This is a genomic window from Segniliparus sp., assembly GCF_051660745.1.
Classification (GTDB): domain Bacteria; phylum Actinomycetota; class Actinomycetes; order Mycobacteriales; family Mycobacteriaceae; genus Segniliparus.
Map to the genome: position 1 here is coordinate 39445 of NZ_JBOFQF010000047.1, position 13682 is coordinate 53126.

At 69.9% G+C, this 13682-nt stretch carries 18 protein-coding genes and 1 pseudogene; 4 read left to right on the forward strand and 15 right to left on the reverse strand.

Annotated features, from left to right (window positions below):
* The first annotated feature begins 22 nt into the window (after window positions 1-22).
* The gene (gene mddA, locus ACRC20_RS17515) at window positions 23-793 is read left to right on the forward strand and encodes a methanethiol S-methyltransferase (RefSeq protein ID WP_438687730.1); all 771 of its coding nucleotides are present in this window, start codon (window positions 23-25) and stop codon (window positions 791-793) included.
* 17 nt (window positions 794-810) lie between these two features.
* Here mddA and ACRC20_RS17520 read toward each other — a convergent pair whose 3' ends face one another.
* The 3 genes from ACRC20_RS17520 to ACRC20_RS17530 all read right to left on the reverse strand — a co-directional run bounded on the left by ACRC20_RS17520 (window position 811) and on the right by ACRC20_RS17530 (window position 3102).
* Window positions 811-1536, reverse strand: a complete 726-nt coding sequence (locus tag ACRC20_RS17520) for an FMN-binding negative transcriptional regulator (protein WP_438687678.1) — start codon at window positions 1534-1536, stop codon at window positions 811-813.
* A complete protein-coding gene (locus ACRC20_RS17525) occupies window positions 1518-2219 on the reverse strand; it encodes an HAD family hydrolase (RefSeq protein ID WP_438687679.1) in 702 nt (233 codons plus the stop codon). The genes ACRC20_RS17520 and ACRC20_RS17525 overlap by 19 nt, the downstream gene beginning before the upstream one ends.
* Window positions 2220-2289: 70 nt before the next feature.
* The gene (locus ACRC20_RS17530) at window positions 2290-3102 is read right to left on the reverse strand and encodes a TetR/AcrR family transcriptional regulator (RefSeq protein WP_438687680.1); all 813 of its coding nucleotides are present in this window, start codon (window positions 3100-3102) and stop codon (window positions 2290-2292) included.
* An 85-nt stretch (window positions 3103-3187) separates the two neighbouring features.
* Here ACRC20_RS17530 and ACRC20_RS17535 point away from each other — a divergent pair, with 85 nt between their 5' ends.
* The gene (locus ACRC20_RS17535; RefSeq protein ID WP_438687681.1) at window positions 3188-4459 is read left to right on the forward strand and encodes an FAD-dependent oxidoreductase; all 1272 of its coding nucleotides are present in this window, start codon (window positions 3188-3190) and stop codon (window positions 4457-4459) included.
* Here ACRC20_RS17535 and ACRC20_RS17540 read toward each other — a convergent pair.
* The 9 genes from ACRC20_RS17540 to ACRC20_RS17580 all read right to left on the reverse strand — a co-directional run bounded on the left by ACRC20_RS17540 (window position 4456) and on the right by ACRC20_RS17580 (window position 10146).
* Window positions 4456-5514, reverse strand: a complete 1059-nt coding sequence (locus tag ACRC20_RS17540) for a cation diffusion facilitator family transporter (RefSeq protein WP_438687682.1) — start codon at window positions 5512-5514, stop codon at window positions 4456-4458. The genes ACRC20_RS17535 and ACRC20_RS17540 overlap by 4 nt on opposite strands.
* A complete protein-coding gene (locus ACRC20_RS17545) occupies window positions 5511-5927 on the reverse strand; it encodes an ArsR/SmtB family transcription factor (RefSeq protein WP_438687683.1) in 417 nt (138 codons plus the stop codon). Before ACRC20_RS17545 ends, ACRC20_RS17540 begins: the two co-directional genes overlap by 4 nt.
* A 104-nt stretch (window positions 5928-6031) precedes the next feature.
* The gene (locus ACRC20_RS17550) at window positions 6032-6448 is read right to left on the reverse strand and encodes a VOC family protein (protein ID WP_438687684.1); all 417 of its coding nucleotides are present in this window, start codon (window positions 6446-6448) and stop codon (window positions 6032-6034) included.
* 23 nt (window positions 6449-6471) lie between these two features.
* On the reverse strand, window positions 6472-7050 hold the full coding sequence (locus ACRC20_RS17555) for a cation transporter (RefSeq protein ID WP_438687685.1): 579 nt from the start codon (window positions 7048-7050) through the stop codon (window positions 6472-6474).
* A 55-nt stretch (window positions 7051-7105) separates the two neighbouring features.
* Window positions 7106-7558: an ArsI/CadI family heavy metal resistance metalloenzyme gene (locus ACRC20_RS17560; protein ID WP_438687686.1), complete on the reverse strand. Its 453-nt coding sequence runs from the start codon at window positions 7556-7558 to the stop codon at window positions 7106-7108.
* 10 nt (window positions 7559-7568) lie between these two features.
* A complete protein-coding gene (locus ACRC20_RS17565; RefSeq protein WP_438687687.1) occupies window positions 7569-8006 on the reverse strand; it encodes a low molecular weight phosphatase family protein in 438 nt (145 codons plus the stop codon).
* Window positions 8003-9118, reverse strand: coding sequence for an ACR3 family arsenite efflux transporter (arsB, locus tag ACRC20_RS17570; protein ID WP_438687688.1), 1116 nt, complete (start codon window positions 9116-9118; stop codon window positions 8003-8005). Before arsB ends, ACRC20_RS17565 begins: the two co-directional genes overlap by 4 nt.
* Window positions 9115-9483 carry an ArsR/SmtB family transcription factor gene (locus ACRC20_RS17575; RefSeq protein WP_438687689.1) on the reverse strand — a complete coding sequence of 123 codons (369 nt, stop codon included), beginning with the start codon at window positions 9481-9483 and terminating at the stop codon, window positions 9115-9117. Before ACRC20_RS17575 ends, arsB begins: the two co-directional genes overlap by 4 nt.
* Before the next feature lie 84 nt (window positions 9484-9567).
* Window positions 9568-10146 (reverse strand): TetR/AcrR family transcriptional regulator, encoded by a 579-nt coding sequence (locus tag ACRC20_RS17580; protein WP_438687690.1) that lies wholly within the window; start codon window positions 10144-10146, stop codon window positions 9568-9570.
* Between the two features lie 50 nt (window positions 10147-10196).
* Between ACRC20_RS17580 and ACRC20_RS17585 the strand changes: the two genes are divergently transcribed.
* Window positions 10197-11051, forward strand: coding sequence for a phytanoyl-CoA dioxygenase family protein (locus ACRC20_RS17585; protein ID WP_438687691.1), 855 nt, complete (start codon window positions 10197-10199; stop codon window positions 11049-11051).
* A gap of 56 nt (window positions 11052-11107) precedes the next feature.
* Here ACRC20_RS17585 and ACRC20_RS17590 read toward each other — a convergent pair whose 3' ends face one another.
* Window positions 11108-11950, reverse strand: a complete 843-nt coding sequence (locus tag ACRC20_RS17590) for a LysR family transcriptional regulator (protein ID WP_438687692.1) — start codon at window positions 11948-11950, stop codon at window positions 11108-11110.
* Window positions 11951-12052: 102 nt separating this feature from the next.
* Here ACRC20_RS17590 and ACRC20_RS17595 point away from each other — a divergent pair, with 102 nt between their 5' ends.
* On the forward strand, window positions 12053-12778 hold the full coding sequence (locus tag ACRC20_RS17595) for an SDR family NAD(P)-dependent oxidoreductase (RefSeq protein ID WP_438687693.1): 726 nt from the start codon (window positions 12053-12055) through the stop codon (window positions 12776-12778).
* Window positions 12779-12866: 88 nt separating this feature from the next.
* Here ACRC20_RS17595 and ACRC20_RS17600 read toward each other — a convergent pair.
* Together ACRC20_RS17600 and ACRC20_RS17605 are read right to left on the reverse strand one after the other, a co-directional pair.
* A pseudogene (locus ACRC20_RS17600) lies at window positions 12867-12971 on the reverse strand (alpha/beta hydrolase fold domain-containing protein); the annotation flags it as partial.
* Between the two features lie 202 nt (window positions 12972-13173).
* Window positions 13174-13638, reverse strand: a complete 465-nt coding sequence (locus ACRC20_RS17605; RefSeq protein WP_438687694.1) for a hypothetical protein — start codon at window positions 13636-13638, stop codon at window positions 13174-13176.
* Between the last annotated feature and the right edge of the window lie 44 nt (window positions 13639-13682).

The following is a 13682-nucleotide window of genomic DNA, read 5'->3' on the forward strand; positions in this document are numbered from 1 at the left end:
GCGACAACAGGAAGGGCGCATGATGAGCCGTTTGCCGATAGTCGCGTACGGGGTCGTCTGCTATGCGGTCTTCCTCGCCGCTTTTCTCTATTCAGTCGGCTTCGTGGGGGACGTCGTGGTCCCGCGCACCGTCGACCACGCCGTCGCCGCCCCGGTGCCCGAAGCGCTCGTCGTGGACATCGTGCTGCTCGGGCTGTTCGCCGTCCAGCACAGCGTGATGGCCCGGCCGGGGTTCAAACGGATGCTCACGAGGGCTGTGCCCGCCGCCATGGAGCGCAGCACGTACGTGCTCGCTTCGAGCCTGCTGCTGGCGCTGTTGTGCTGGCAGTGGCGGACGATCCCCGCCGTGGTCTGGGATGTGGCGTGGCGGCCGGGGCGGCTGGCGGTCGAGGCGTTGTTCTGGGCAGGCTGGGCGGTCGTGCTCGCGTCGACCTTCATGATCAACCACTTCGACCTGTTCGGGCTGCGCCAGGTGTATCTCGCGTGGCGCGGGCGGCCCTACACAGAGGTCGCCTTCCGCACCGAGCTTCTCTATCGGCTCGTGCGGAACCCGATCATGCTCGGCTTCCTCGTCGCGTTCTGGGCGGCCCCGACGATGACGGCAGGGCATCTGCTCTTCGCCATGGCGACCACGGCGTACATCTTCATCGCGCTGCAATTCGAGGAGCACGACCTGGAGCAGGCGCTCGGCGAGCAGTACCGCGAGTACCGCAGGCACGTGCCCATGCTCGTCCCGGGGCTGCGCCCCGGCGGGCGGACCCGGTCGCCGAAGTCCGGCGTGCGGCCCGCGTGACGGCGGCCAGGGCGGCGCTACGCGGTGGCGCCGCGCTGGCGGGCGCGCACTGCTGCGGCGACGGCGGGGTCGTCGGCCCTGCCTCGGGCCTGAAGGCCCGCGATCACGCCTTCGACGTTCTGCGCCGGTTGGTTCTGGCTGAGCTTGAACTTGGCCTCGACACGGCTGATGACCACTTCGACGCCGACGACGGCGCGCAGCTGCTGCTCGATGAACGCGGCGGGGGCGTGGTCGACGGACCAGGGCTCTGCGGAGTCGGCCTCGTGCCGCTCGACGAGGCGGCGGATCTGCCGTTCCGCCCAGGCCGGGTCGTCGTGGACGACGAGCCGCCCGTACACATGCGCGGTCACGTAGTTCCACGTCGGCACCACGCGGTGGTGCTCGGCCTTCGTCGGGTACCAGGAGGGCGACACGTACGCCTCCGGGCCTCGGACGATCACCATCGCCTCGCCTTGCACGGGCTCGCGCCAGTGGCCGTTGGCCCTTGCCATATGGCCGATCAAGGCCCCGTGCTCGCCGACGGCGGGGTCGTGCTCGAAGGGGAGCGGGGTCGCCACCAGGCCGCTCGGGGCCATGGTGACCAGGTCCGCGCTCCCCATGTTGGCGAGCAGGTCGCGGACGGCTTCCTCGTCGGGCGCGAAGGGGCGGGGGATGTACATCGAGGCCTTTCGTTCGAGGGCGCGGTGGGAGTGGGCGGAGCGGGTTCTCGCGGGGCGGGCGCCGGTCAGGGGGCGCAGCAGCACCGGCTGCCGTGCTCGGACGCGACTGGTCCGACGGCGGCGGCCCATGCTTGCAATGCGGGGTCGGCCAGCGAGGCCGTGTTGTAGTCGCCGCCGAGATGCTTGCCCGGCTGCGAGGGCACGCCGACGAGATAGGCGCCCGAAGCCCTGGCGGCGGCAGCGCCAGTGGCGGAGTCCTCCAACGTCACCCCGGCGCAGGGGCGCGCCCCCAGCTTGGCGAACGCGGCGAGATAGAGATCCGGCGCGGGTTTGGGGTTGCGGACCTCGTCGGCGGCGACGGTGAAGGAGAAATAGCCTGCCAGCCCCGCGCTCCGCAGCGCGCTGTCGAGCATGCGCCGGGGACTGTTGGTGGCCACGGCGAGCGGAACGCGCCCGGCCAACGCGGCCAGCAGGTCTTCGGCGCCGGGGAGCGGCCTGACCCCCGCCGCGAGCTCGGCCTCGACAAGGGGGACGAGCTCGGCCTGCAGGCGTGGCCCCTGGCCGGGCAGATCGAGGCAAGCGGCGATGTTCTCGCAGGCCGCCGGTATCGCACGTCCGATAAGGAGGTCTTTCTCCGTGGGGCCGAACGTCCGTCCGTGCCGCGCGAACAACGTGGCTTCGGCGCGGGACCAGCACACCTCGGTGTCGAGCAAAAGCCCGTCGCAGTCGAACACGACCGCGCTGACGCGCGAGGGCAGATTGGTCACTTTCTCGACGATACCTGTCCCGCGCCGGGGACGCCCCGCAATTTCTTCGCCGTCCTGCTGGATGGCCGTCTCATCGGCTCGCGCTGCCGACGCCGCGAAGGAAGGTCTCGGCGAAGAGCGAGCAGCTCTCGCGCAGATCGGGCAAGACAAGGCCGGGCACGCCCGACGCGGCGGGGCGCAGCGCCGTGTGCATGATCACGGGCCCGATCATCTGCTGGACCAGCACAGGCAGGGGGAGGTCTCGAACGCGCCCTGCGGCGATCTCGCCTGCGAGCCATTGCCCGAGGCTGGCGAGCATGCGCGGGGCGGTGTGCTGGGCCAGCGCGCGGGCGGCGGGATCGGCGGGGCGGGCCATCACTTCGGCGAACATGGCGGGTATGACGCGGGGCTCGCGGCTGAAGACCTCGGCGAACAGCTGGTAGACGCGGTGCACGGTCTCTTCGAAACTTGCTCGGGGGTCGGCGACCGCCTGCTCGATGTCGAGGACCGGGCCGAAGCGGTCGAAGACGGCGCGCAGCAGCTCGTCCCGACCGCCGAACACGGCGTAGAGGCTGTGGACCGAGCATTCCGCCCGGGCGGCGACCGCTTCGAACGTCGTGGCGGCGAGCCCGCGCTCGTCGATGAGCTCCCCGGCGGCGAGGGTGGCCCGATCCCGGACCGGCGCCCGCCCGCCGGGGTCGACCCCGGCGGCCCGGACGGCCTCGTCGAGGGCGTGCCGCGTCCCGCCGAGGCGGCGGAGCAGTGTGCTCCTCGAGATCCCGGCTTCGCGGGCGACTTCGCCGAGGGGCACATCTGCCACGTCTTTGCCGAGGGCCTCCGCCGCGCGCAACGCGGCATGCACCACGTCCTGCGAGACCTCGGCCGTTGGTTTCGTCGTCGCCATGCCACGAGTGTACATCTAGACAAAGGAACATTACTACATGTACTCTTTATTCGAGTTTCAAAACGACAACCAGAAGGAGCGAACGATGGACGAGAAAAAGACGTGCGTGATCGTCGGGGGAGGCCCTGCGGGGATGTTCGCCGGGTTGCTCCTGGCCCGAGGCGGCGTCGACGTCGTCGTGCTGGAGAAGCACGCGGACTTCCTGCGGGACTTCCGGGGCGACACCGTGCACCCGTCGACGCTGCGCTTGCTGGACGAGTTGGGCCTGTACGACCGGTTCGCCGGGCTGCCGCAGAGCAAGCTCGAGCGGGTGGCCATCGACGCTCCGGGCGGCCGCAAGCTCGTCGTCGCGGACTTCGGCAGGCTGCGCGTCCCGCACCGCCACGTCGCGATGGTGCCGCAGTGGGACCTCCTGGACATGCTGGCCGAAGCCGGCCGCGAGGAGCCGAACTTCGAGCTGCGGATGAGCCACGAGGTCGCAGGCCTGCTCCACGATGCGTCAGGCCGGGTCGCCGGGGTCCGCTACGACAGCCCGGACGGCTCCGGCGAGCTGCGCGCGGATCTGACGCTCGTGTGCGACGGGCGCTGGTCGCGGCGGCGCCAGGAGGCAGGGCTCGCGGCGAAGGAGTTCCCCGTCGGCACGGACATCTGGTGGCTCCGCGTCCCCGCCGCGCCAGGGGTGGTCCCCGAGCTGCTGCCCGTCTTCAAGGACGACGTGTTCCTCGCGGTCATCCCGCGCCAGGGCTACTTGCAGATCGGGCGGTTCATCCGCAAAGGCTCCGACGCCGAGCTCCGGGCGAAGGGGGTCGAGGCGCTCCGCCGGGACGTCGCGCACGCCATGCCGGCGTTGTCCGAGGCCGTCGCGCAGATCGGATCGATCGACGAGGCCAAGCTTTTGGACATCCGGATCAACCGGCTGCCCCGTTGGCACGTCGACGGGCTGCTCTGCATCGGCGACGCCGCGCACGCCATGTCTCCGCTCGGCGGGATCGGCATCAACCTCGCCGTCCAAGACGCCGTGGCGGCCGCGCGGATCCTCGCCGAGCCGCTGCGCGAGCGGCGCCTGGCCGAGAAAGACCTCGCCGCCGTCCAACGGCGGCGGATGTTCCCCGCCGCCGCCACGCAGGCCGTCCAGCTCGCGGCGCACCGGCACATGATGGACCCGGCGCTCGCCGGGAAGCCGTTCGGGGCGCCGGGCTGGCTCCCCGCCGCCTTCGCCCGCGCGCCCTGGCTCTCGTCGCTTCCCGCGCGTTTCGTCGGGTTGGGCTTCCGGCCCGAGCACGCGCCCGGCTTCGCCCGCAGGCCGTCGACGCCTCGGCCCGGGCCGTCCGTCCGAGGCGGGACGGGCCGCGCTTAGCCGCTCGGCGCGGAGAGGGGCTGCTCGGCCGCCCGGTCGAGCGCCTGCGCGGGGCGGGCGCAGACAAGCGCCGAGGAGAGTTTGGGGATCGCGTGGGAGAGGGCGTGCTCGGCCTCGTGCGCGATCAAGCCTGCCTCGGCCAGGCTGGTCTTCGGGTCGACGTCGAGCTCGGCCGCGACGTGGAGGCGATGGCCGATCCAGCGCATCCGGAGGCTGTGGACGCGTTGCACTCCGGGCTGGGCGGCGAGAGTGGATTCCGCCGCGTCCGCCAAGGCCGGGTCGACGCTGTCCATGAGCCTGCCGAACACCTCGCGGACGGCGGTGCGCAGCACGAGCAGGATCGCCACGGTGATGAGCAGCCCGATCGCCGGGTCGGCGAGCGGGAAGCCGAGCGCGACGCCGCCCGCCCCCGCGAGGACGGCCAACGACGTCAGGCCGTCCGTTCGGGCGTGCAGGCCGTCTGCGACCAGGGCGGCGGACCCGATCCTGCGCCCGACTCCGATCCGGTAGACGGCCACGAGCTCGTTGCCGACAAACCCGGCGAGACCGGCGGCGGCGACCCATCCGAGGTGGCCGATCGGCTGCGGATGGACCAGCCGCAGCACGGCTTCGACTCCTGCGACGAGGGCGGACAGGGCAATCATGGCGACGACGAACAGTCCGGCGAGGTCTTCGGCCCTGCCGAATCCGTAGGTGAAACGTTTGGTGGCGGCGCGGCGTCCGAGCGCGAACGCGATCCACAGGGGGATCGCGGTCAGCGCGTCGGAGGCGTTGTGGGTCGTGTCGGCCAGCAGCGCCACCGACCCGGAGGCGAGCACGACGGCCAACTGGGCCAACGCCGTCACGCCCAGCACGAGCAGGCTGATCTTGACCGCGCGGATGCCTTCCGCGCTCGACTCCAACGCGGCGTCCACTTTGTCGGCGGAGTCGTGGCTGTGCGGGACGAACACCTCGCGCAGCGCCCCGACCAGGCCGCCTCGGTGCTGGTGATGGCCATGCGGGTGGCCATGGCCATGGTCGTGCGAATGGCGGGGGGAGCGGTGCTCGTGGCTCATGCGCCGAGCCCCTTCCGCGCCGGGGCCTCTGCGGCCTCCTGGTGCAGCAGCCGGAGCTTCTCGTCGCCGCGATGATGGGCGGGCACGTCGGGGCCCGCGTGTTCGGCGTTGAACACGGCGTCCGTGAGCAACTGGCGCACATGGTCGTTCTCCAACCGGTAGAACACCTGCACGCCTTCTTTGCGCGTCTTCACCAGGCGGGCCATCCGCAGCTTCGCCAGATGCTGCGACACCGAGGCGGCAGGCTTGCCGACGTGCTCTGCCAGCTCGTTCACCGAGCACTCGCGGTCGACCAGCGCCCACAGCACCCGCACCCGTGTCGCGTCCGCGAGCATGCGGAACGTCTCGACGACCAGGTCGGCCTGGTCGTCGGGCAGCTGCCTGCGGCATGCTCTGCTATTACCTGCATTCATACGCAGATATTAGCAAATATCGGCCCGGGGGATGCCGCGAGCAGGGACCGATGGCGCGTTGGCCGGACCTCCCGCCGACTTCCCTCTGGCCGGCTTACCTCTGCTCAGAGCTGCGGATTCCAGCTCTTGTGCACGATTTCGAGCATGTTCCCGTCGAAGTCGAGAATATTGGCGGCGTAGTAGCCGGGGCCGAAATGCTCGCGTATGCCCGGCGCGCCCGCGTCGGTCCCGCCTGCCGCGACGGCGGCCTTGTGGGCCGCGTCGACCTCTGCCTGGCCTGCGGCGGCGAGCCCGAGGTAGATTCCTCTGCCTGCCTCGCTCTCGCGCAGCCAGACGCTCGAGCCGACTTTGACGCCGCCGCCGTAGTTCTTGTCCGCGAATCCGTGCAAGTTCGGCACGTCTGAGCCCGCAGGCGCCTCGTAGCCGCCTAAGCCGCGCCAGCCCAGCGGCTTCAAAACTGCCTCGTACAGCGAGCTCGACCTTTTGATGTCGCTCACCGAGATGTACACATGATCGATCATGCGATGGTGTATACCATGCCGCGTCAGCAGCAGCTGTCGCCGCGCCATGCCGCGCGGCCCTCCTTGAGGGCGAGGGCCGAGATGGCGAGGGCGACGAGAGGGTCGAGCCACCACCAGCCGATGAGCGTGTTGGCGAGCAGGCCGACGAGCACGGCGGCGGCGAGGTAGGCGCACAGCAGGTTCTGCGTGCCTTCCCCGGCAGTCGCGGCGGAGCCGAGGCGGGAGCCGACCCGGCGTTTGGCGATCCCGAGCAAAGGCATGACGACCAGGCTGGCGATGGAGAGCCCGACACCGAGCCAGCTGGTCGACGGCCGCTCGCGGGCGAGGAGGGCGGCGACGGCCTCGTAGGCGATGTACGGGGCGAGGAGGAAGAAGGTGACGGCGACGGCTCGCTGCGCTGTGCGTTCGGCGGCCTCGGAGAAAGTCCGGGCTCCGGTGAACCGCCAGATGACGATAACGCTGGCCAGGCCCTCGATGACCGAGTCGAGCCCGAATCCGAGCAGGGCGACCGAGTTTGCGAGCACTGCCGCCGTGATCGCCACGGCTCCCTCGGCGGCCATGTAGGCCAGCGACAGCCACGACAACGCCAGCGCGCGGCGCACATCGCCTGCCTGGGGTGTGCCGCAGCAGGCAGGCGCAGATCCGGCGGCCGGGGTTTCAGGCCTCGACGGATCCATCGGAGCTTCCCGCGCAGCAGCTGGCCTCGGGCTGTTCCGTGAAGAGGTTCGGGCTGGCTCCGAAGGCCTCCGAATCGGCGAGGACGGTGTAGACCTCCCATTGCTCGCCGTCGGGGGCGGTGGCCCAGACCTTGTCCTGGACGGCGTAGCAGCAGGTGGTGCCCTCCTCCTCCAGGGCGATCAGCCCCTCGGCGGCGAGGCGGTCGGCCTCGCGGCGGACATGTTCGCTGGTGTCGGTCTCGACTCCGAGGTGGTTGACCGTGCCCCCGTGGCCGGGGTTCTCGATGAGGACGAGCTTGAGCGGGGGCTGGTCGATGGCGAAGTTGGCGTAGCCGGGCTTGCGCTTGGCGGGCGCTGCGCCGAAGAGCTTGGCGTAGAAGGAGACGGCGGCTTCGAGGTTCTCGACGTTGAGGGCGAGCTGGACGCGGGACATGGGGCGCTCCTTACTGGTCTGGCGCGAGCTCTTGGGCGAGCTCGCGGACGCGGGCGGCGATGTCGTCGCGGATCAGGCGCATGCGCTCCATGCCCTCGACGCCGCGCTCGGCGGGCTCGTCGGTCTCCCAGCGGTCGATCCGCACGCCTTCCACAGGGTCGAGCTGCGCTTCGCGGCCGAGGATCACGACGCGGTCCACCGAGCGCAAAAGCTGGGGGTTGACAGGTTTGGGGCGCTCGCCGGACATGTCCGCGCCGACCTCTTCGAGGGATCGCGCGGAAGTCTCGTTGACCGCTTTTCCGGGCTTGGTGCCTGCGGAGTGCGCGTCAATCCGGCCGGGCGCTTCTTTGCGCATGAGGGCTGCGGCCATCTGCGACTTTCCCGCGTTGCTCGAGCACACGAACAGCACAGAGGGGCGTGCGGCGTTCTTCGGGTCCTGTTGGGTCATCGGTTCTCGGCTCCTTCATATGCCGGCTCCTGCGCCGGTCGGGTCTGGGTTGGTCCGGTCTGGGCCGGCCGGCTCTGGGCCGTTCGGTTTCGTAGCGCGAGGGAGAGCCTGACCAGCGCGAGCAGGGCGGGGACTTCGATCAGCGGGCCGACCGTCCCGGCCAGGGCTTGGCCGGACTCGACGCCCCAGGTGGCGACGGCGACGGCGATGGCGAGCTCGAAGTTGTTCCCGGCGGCGGTGAACGCGAGGGTCGCGGTCCTCGCGTAGCCGAGGCGCAGCAGCGCGCCGAGGAGGCAGCCGCCGCCCCACATGACCGCGAAGTACACCAGCAGGGGGAGCGCGATCCGTGCGACGTCGAGGGGCCTGCTGGTGATCTGGCCGCCCTGGAGGGCGAAGAGGACGACGATGGTGGACAAGAGGCCGTAGAGCGCGAACGGCCCGACTCTCGGGAGGAACGACCCCTCGTACCAGGCGCGGCCCTTCGCCCGCTCGCCGAGGCGGCGGGAGAAGTACCCGGCGAGGAGGGGGAGCCCGAGGAAGACGAGGACGGATTTGGCGATCTGCCAGGGGGAGACCGCGATGGCGGTCTGGGGCAGCCCGAGCCAGCCGGGCAGCACGTCGAGGTAGAACCAGCCGAGGACGGCGAACATGGCGATTTGGAACAGGGAGTTCAGCGCCACGAGCACGGCGGCGGCCTCGCGGTCGCCGCAGGCGAGGTCGTTCCAGATGATCACCATCGCGATGCAGCGAGCCAGGCCGACGACGATCAGCCCGGTGCGGTGCTCGGGCAGGTCCGGCAGGAACAGCCAGGCGAGCGCGAACATCAGCAGCGGGCCCGCCAGCCAGTTCAGCGCCAACGACCCGAGCATGAGCCCCCGGTCGCGGGCCACCGTGCCAAGCCGGTCGTAGCGGACCTTCGCCAGGACCGGGTACATCATCACCAAGAGGCCGACCGCGATCGGCAAGGACACCCCGTCCGCCTGGACCCGCTCCAGCGCCGGCCCGAGGCCGGGCGCCCACCGTCCCAGCAGCAGCCCGACGAGCATGGCGGCGCCGATCCACACCGGCAGCAGCCGGTCAAGGAGCGGCAGCCGGGGGACCGGGGCGCTCATGCCCGTGCCCCCGCGAGGTCCACGCCGCCGAGGAGCTGGGAGAGCTTGGCGAGCGCGGCGGGGACGACCCGGTAGTACACCCAGGTGCCGCGCCGCTCGCTATCGAGCAGCCCGACCTCGCGCAGCACCTTCAGGTGGTGCGAGATCGTCGGCTGGGACAAGTCGAAGGCCCCCGAGATCTCGCACACGCACGCCTCGCCGCCCAGATGGCTCGCGATGAGCGACAACAGCCGCAAACGGGCGGGGTCGCCCAATGCCTTGAACATCCGGGCGAGGTCGACGGCCTCGCCCTGGCCGAGCGGCTCGTCCGTGAGCGGAATGCAGCACGGCGGCGCCACATCGGCCGCAAAGCCTTGATTCGACATGTGTCTATATTGATAGATATCAAACTAGCCGTCAAGGGGCGGGCGCGTGGGCGTCACGGAAACCCTCGGCGGCGCCGTCGCGGATCAGCCGATGCCGAGCGTGGTGGCGATCAGGCTCCAGAGCCGTTCGGCCGCCTGGTCGGGCGTTGGGCGCGGGACGACGCGCAGCTGTTGTGCCACCACGTGGCGGAAGCCGCCGATGAGATAGGCGGCGGCGCTGTCGGGGTCGACGCCCTCGGGCAGTTGGCCGAGCGCCTGGCCTTGCCGGATGTTGTCCGCAGCCATGTCGATCATGCCCTGGATGTAGGCGGCTTCCAGCTCGGTGAGCTCGGGGTCCAGTGCCGTCCGGTTGAACAGGATCGGGGTGAGCGGTTCGGCGAACTGGTAGGCGACGGAGCGGCGGGCGCGCTCGCGCTCGCGGGTGGCCCAATCGGCGTCCGCCGGGAGGTGGGAGTCGGCGGTGGCCCGCCTGAGCCCCTGGTAGAAGCCGTCGTAGATCGCGACGAGCAGGCCGCTTTTGGAGCCGAAATGGTGGTAGAGGGCCCCGGTGCTCAGCCCGGAGCGGCGGGTGAGCGCGCTCAGCTCCATCACGCCGTTGCCCCGGACCAGCTCGTCGCGAGCAGCCTCGAGGAGCTGTTGACGTCCTACGGGTGGGCGTGCCATATTGAGAAGCATAACATAATTCGTTTATTTCATGGCTCGAAGGAGACGACATGGGCGTCGAAGTGTCCTCAGTGCTCGACATGGGCGGCGATCTGGCCGGAACGTATCGGCGGACTCAGAGCAGCGGGGCGAGCGTCGACCCGGCGGTGGTCGAGGCCGACCTCGCCGCTGTCGAGCGGGACGGGTACGTGGTCTTGCCCGGCCTTTTGACGCCAGGGGAGTGCGACGAGGTTCGCGAGGCCGTCGGGCCGCTGTTGGACCGGCACGGCCGCAACCGCTTCGAGGGGCACACCACCCAGCGGGTGTACAGCGTGTTGAACAAGACCCGCGCCTGCGACCGGATCGCGGACCACCCTCGGGTGCTGGCGCTTTTGGACCGGCTGTTTTTGCCGAACTACTTGCTGTCGATGCTGCAAGTCATCAACATCCTGCCGGGGGAGCAGGCGCAGATGCTGCACACCGACGACGGCTTCTACCCGTTGCCGCGTCCTCGCGCGGCCCTCAGCGCGGCGACGATCTGGGCCATTGACGAGTTCACCCCGGAGAACGGCGCAACGGACATCGTTCCTGACAGCCACACGTGGGCCGACCGGGTCCCGCAGGAGGGCGAGCGGGAGCCGGTCGTGATGGGCGCGGGGTCGTGCGTGTTCTTCCTCGGCACGCTCTGGCACGGCGGCGGCGCCAACAGCGCCGCCCGCCCGCGCTTGGCCGTGACCGCGCAGTACTGCGAGCCATGGCTGCGCCCGCAAGAGGCGTTCACCCTCTCGGCCACCCGCGACACGGCGCGCGCCGTGTCGGAGGACATCCGCCGGATGCTCGGCTACAGCATCCATCCGCCGTTCGTCGGCCAGGTCGACGGCATGCACCCCAAACGGCTGCTCGAACCCGGGGCGCAGGGCTTGTGAGCCTGCCAAAACCACGGGAAGCCGAACGCTGCGAGCCGCGCTCGCGGATGTACCGGTTAGAGGCGTGTCGCGGTGTGGACGAGGTCGGCGACGGCTTTGGATCTGCTGTGCGGCGGCCAGGCGATGACGGTCGTGACGGCAGGCGCGTCCGGCACCGGCACGATGGCGTGATCGTCGCGCAGCTGGGCTCGTAGCGACTCGGGCATGATCGCGCAGGCCCGTCCGAGCGCGATCAGCTGGATCAACTGGGTATGGTCGCGCACCTGCGGGCCGGGGCCGTCCGGGTAACTTCCGTCCCGTCGGGGCCAGCGCGGCAATGGCAGGTCTGTCAGGGCGTTGACCTCGGCCATCGACATGTGGGCCCGGTCGGCGAGGGGGTGCCCTGCGGGCAGGACCACCACCTGCTGTTCGGTGTGCAGGTCCTCGGTGTCGAATCCGGACGTCGTGTCCCAGGGCCGGTGGAGCAGGGCGACGTCGGCGCGCCCGCTGCGGAGCAGGCTTTCCGGTTCGCCGGGCCCGCAGAGCACCACCTCGACGGCGACAGCGCAGGGGTCGGCGGCGTACGCGTCCAGCAGTTTCGACAACAGTTCCTTGGACGCCCCCGCCTTGACCGCCAGCACCATGCCGGGCCGGTCGGCAGCGGCGCGACGGGTGCGGCGCTCGGCGGCTTCGACCGCTTCGAGAGCGATCCGAGCCTCCCGCAGAAGCACCGACCCGGCCTCGGTCAAAGCGATGGCGCGAGCAGCGCGGTGCAGCAGAACGACTCCGAGCCGCCGTTCGAGCTGTTGGATCGCCCGCGACAGCGGTGGTTGCGCCATCGCCAGCCGCTGTGCCGCCCGCCCGAAGTGCAACTCCTCGGCGACGGCGACGAAATACCGCAACTCCCGTGTCTCCACCATGTCATCGTATCCGACGCTCACCACGACCGATACCCGTGCGGTATCGTCGCCCGTCGGATCGGTCTTGGACGCCCCGCCCGAGCCCGCAGTACCTTCGACGGCATGAGTGGTCGAACGATCGCGCTGGTGACTGGCGCGAACAAAGGAATCGGATACGAGATCGCGGCGGGCCTCGGCTCCCTCGGCTGGCGAGTCGGCGTGGGCGCGAGGGACCAACAGCGCCGCGAGAACGCGGTGGCGAAGCTGCGCGCGGCGGGCGTCGATGCGTTCGGCGTGCCGCTCGACGTGGACGACGACGCGAGTGTCGCCGCTGCGGCCGAGCTGGTCGCCGACCACGCCGGAGGGCTCGACGTCTTGGTCAACAACGCCGCGATCACCGGCGGTGTGCCGCAGACGCCCACCACGCTCGACCCCGCGACCGTGCGAGCCGTCGTGGAAACCAACGTGATCGGCGTCGTCCGGGTCACCAACGCGATGCTGCCCATGCTGCGCAGCTCGGCGGCTCCGCGAATCGTCAACATGTCCAGCAGCGTGGGCTCGCTCGCCCTGCACACCACACCCGGCGTCGACATGGGACCGGTCCCCACCGCGTACCTGGCGTCAAAGACCTTCCTCAACGCCGTCACCGTCCAGTACGCCAAGGAACTGGGCGGCACCAACATCCTGATCAACTCCGGCTGCCCCGGTTTCACCGCCACCGACCTCAATGGCTTCCAGGGCACCCGCACACCACGGCAGGGGGCGGCGATCGCGATCCGCCTCGCGACCCTGCCCGACGACGGGCCGACCGGCGGGTTCTTCGACGACGACGGCACAGTGCCCTGGTGACAGGCATACTGACTTGAAACAGCAGGCCTCGGGCCTGCGCGCCTTATTTCTGGTGGCAGAAACAGTTACGAAGATTCGCTGGGATCGGCTATGGGGAAGCAGCGCAGCGGAGCTTCGCCGCGTAGGCTTCGCCTTGGTCGCGCAGCACGTCGGCTTCTGCGGTGATGACCAGGGCAGGGGGCAGGCCGCAAGCTGCTCGGCAGAGGCGCGCAAAGGGAAGGCGTGGATCTCGTCGCGCTGTGCCTCGTTCTGGGTGTAAGTACCCGCCCGAGCTGCGTGAGCACGCGGTGCGCCTGGTGCGCGAGGCGCATCACCACTTCAAACCCTCGCCGCTGGCCGTACCCTGCGCATTCGCAAGGTACGGCCAGCGGCGAGGGTGGCGGTATTCGCAGCGCCTAGTAGATCGGGACGATCTTGACGTTGGTCCATGCCTTCTCGGTGCACGCGGCAACAGCCCAGTAGATGCACCCGCCGGGGGTGTACGAGACCTCGAGGGTGTTCTTCTTACCGTCGGCAGGGTGGTCGTGCTGGACGACGTTGTCCCGTGCCTTCCCCGCGGAGTTGCCGCTTCCGTACCCGAAACTGTACTTCTTGAACGGCTGTCCGGTTGGGCATGAGAAGCTCACCTTGCCCTTGGCGCCGGAAATCGATCCACCTCCGGCAGGAGCAGCAGCGGGCTGGCTGGCCTTCTCGATGTTGAAGGAGCAGACCTCGGGGTAGTAGTACTTCGCGTAGCCCTCGGTGTAGTCCTTGAACTTGATCTCTGGATTCTGAGCGTGCGCCGCACTCGGCGCAAGTGCAGCAACGCTCGCAGCGATAAATGCGGCGGTTATGAGATTGGTGGCAGTGAAATTCTTCATGGCGCTTCTCCTGAATTTGGATGAGATCGAAATAATATTATTGC

Bases quoted from the DNA above. Each gene is read 5' to 3' on its own strand.
- ACRC20_RS17535 (WP_438687681.1), top strand. From the start codon at position 3,188: ATGGACGAGAAAAAGACGTGCGTGATCGTCGGGGGAGGCCCTGCGGGG.
- arsB (WP_438687688.1), bottom strand. From the start codon at position 9,118: ATGAGCGCCCCGGTCCCCCGGCTGCCGCTCCTTGACCGGCTGCTGCCG.
- ACRC20_RS17545 (WP_438687683.1), bottom strand. From the start codon at position 5,927: ATGAATGCAGGTAATAGCAGAGCATGCCGCAGGCAGCTGCCCGACGAC.
- ACRC20_RS17565 (WP_438687687.1), bottom strand. From the start codon at position 8,006: ATGACCCAACAGGACCCGAAGAACGCCGCACGCCCCTCTGTGCTGTTC.
- ACRC20_RS17540 (WP_438687682.1), bottom strand. From the start codon at position 5,514: ATGAGCCACGAGCACCGCTCCCCCCGCCATTCGCACGACCATGGCCAT.
- ACRC20_RS17550 (WP_438687684.1), bottom strand. From the start codon at position 6,448: ATGATCGATCATGTGTACATCTCGGTGAGCGACATCAAAAGGTCGAGC.
- ACRC20_RS17530 (WP_438687680.1), bottom strand. From the start codon at position 3,102: ATGGCGACGACGAAACCAACGGCCGAGGTCTCGCAGGACGTGGTGCAT.
- ACRC20_RS17580 (WP_438687690.1), bottom strand. From the start codon at position 10,146: ATGGCACGCCCACCCGTAGGACGTCAACAGCTCCTCGAGGCTGCTCGC.
- ACRC20_RS17605 (WP_438687694.1), bottom strand. From the start codon at position 13,638: ATGAAGAATTTCACTGCCACCAATCTCATAACCGCCGCATTTATCGCT.
- ACRC20_RS17560 (WP_438687686.1), bottom strand. From the start codon at position 7,558: ATGTCCCGCGTCCAGCTCGCCCTCAACGTCGAGAACCTCGAAGCCGCC.
- ACRC20_RS17575 (WP_438687689.1), bottom strand. From the start codon at position 9,483: ATGTCGAATCAAGGCTTTGCGGCCGATGTGGCGCCGCCGTGCTGCATT.
- ACRC20_RS17590 (WP_438687692.1), bottom strand. From the start codon at position 11,950: ATGGTGGAGACACGGGAGTTGCGGTATTTCGTCGCCGTCGCCGAGGAG.
- ACRC20_RS17585 (WP_438687691.1), top strand. From the start codon at position 10,197: ATGGGCGTCGAAGTGTCCTCAGTGCTCGACATGGGCGGCGATCTGGCC.
- mddA (WP_438687730.1), top strand. From the start codon at position 23: ATGAGCCGTTTGCCGATAGTCGCGTACGGGGTCGTCTGCTATGCGGTC.
- ACRC20_RS17595 (WP_438687693.1), top strand. From the start codon at position 12,053: ATGAGTGGTCGAACGATCGCGCTGGTGACTGGCGCGAACAAAGGAATC.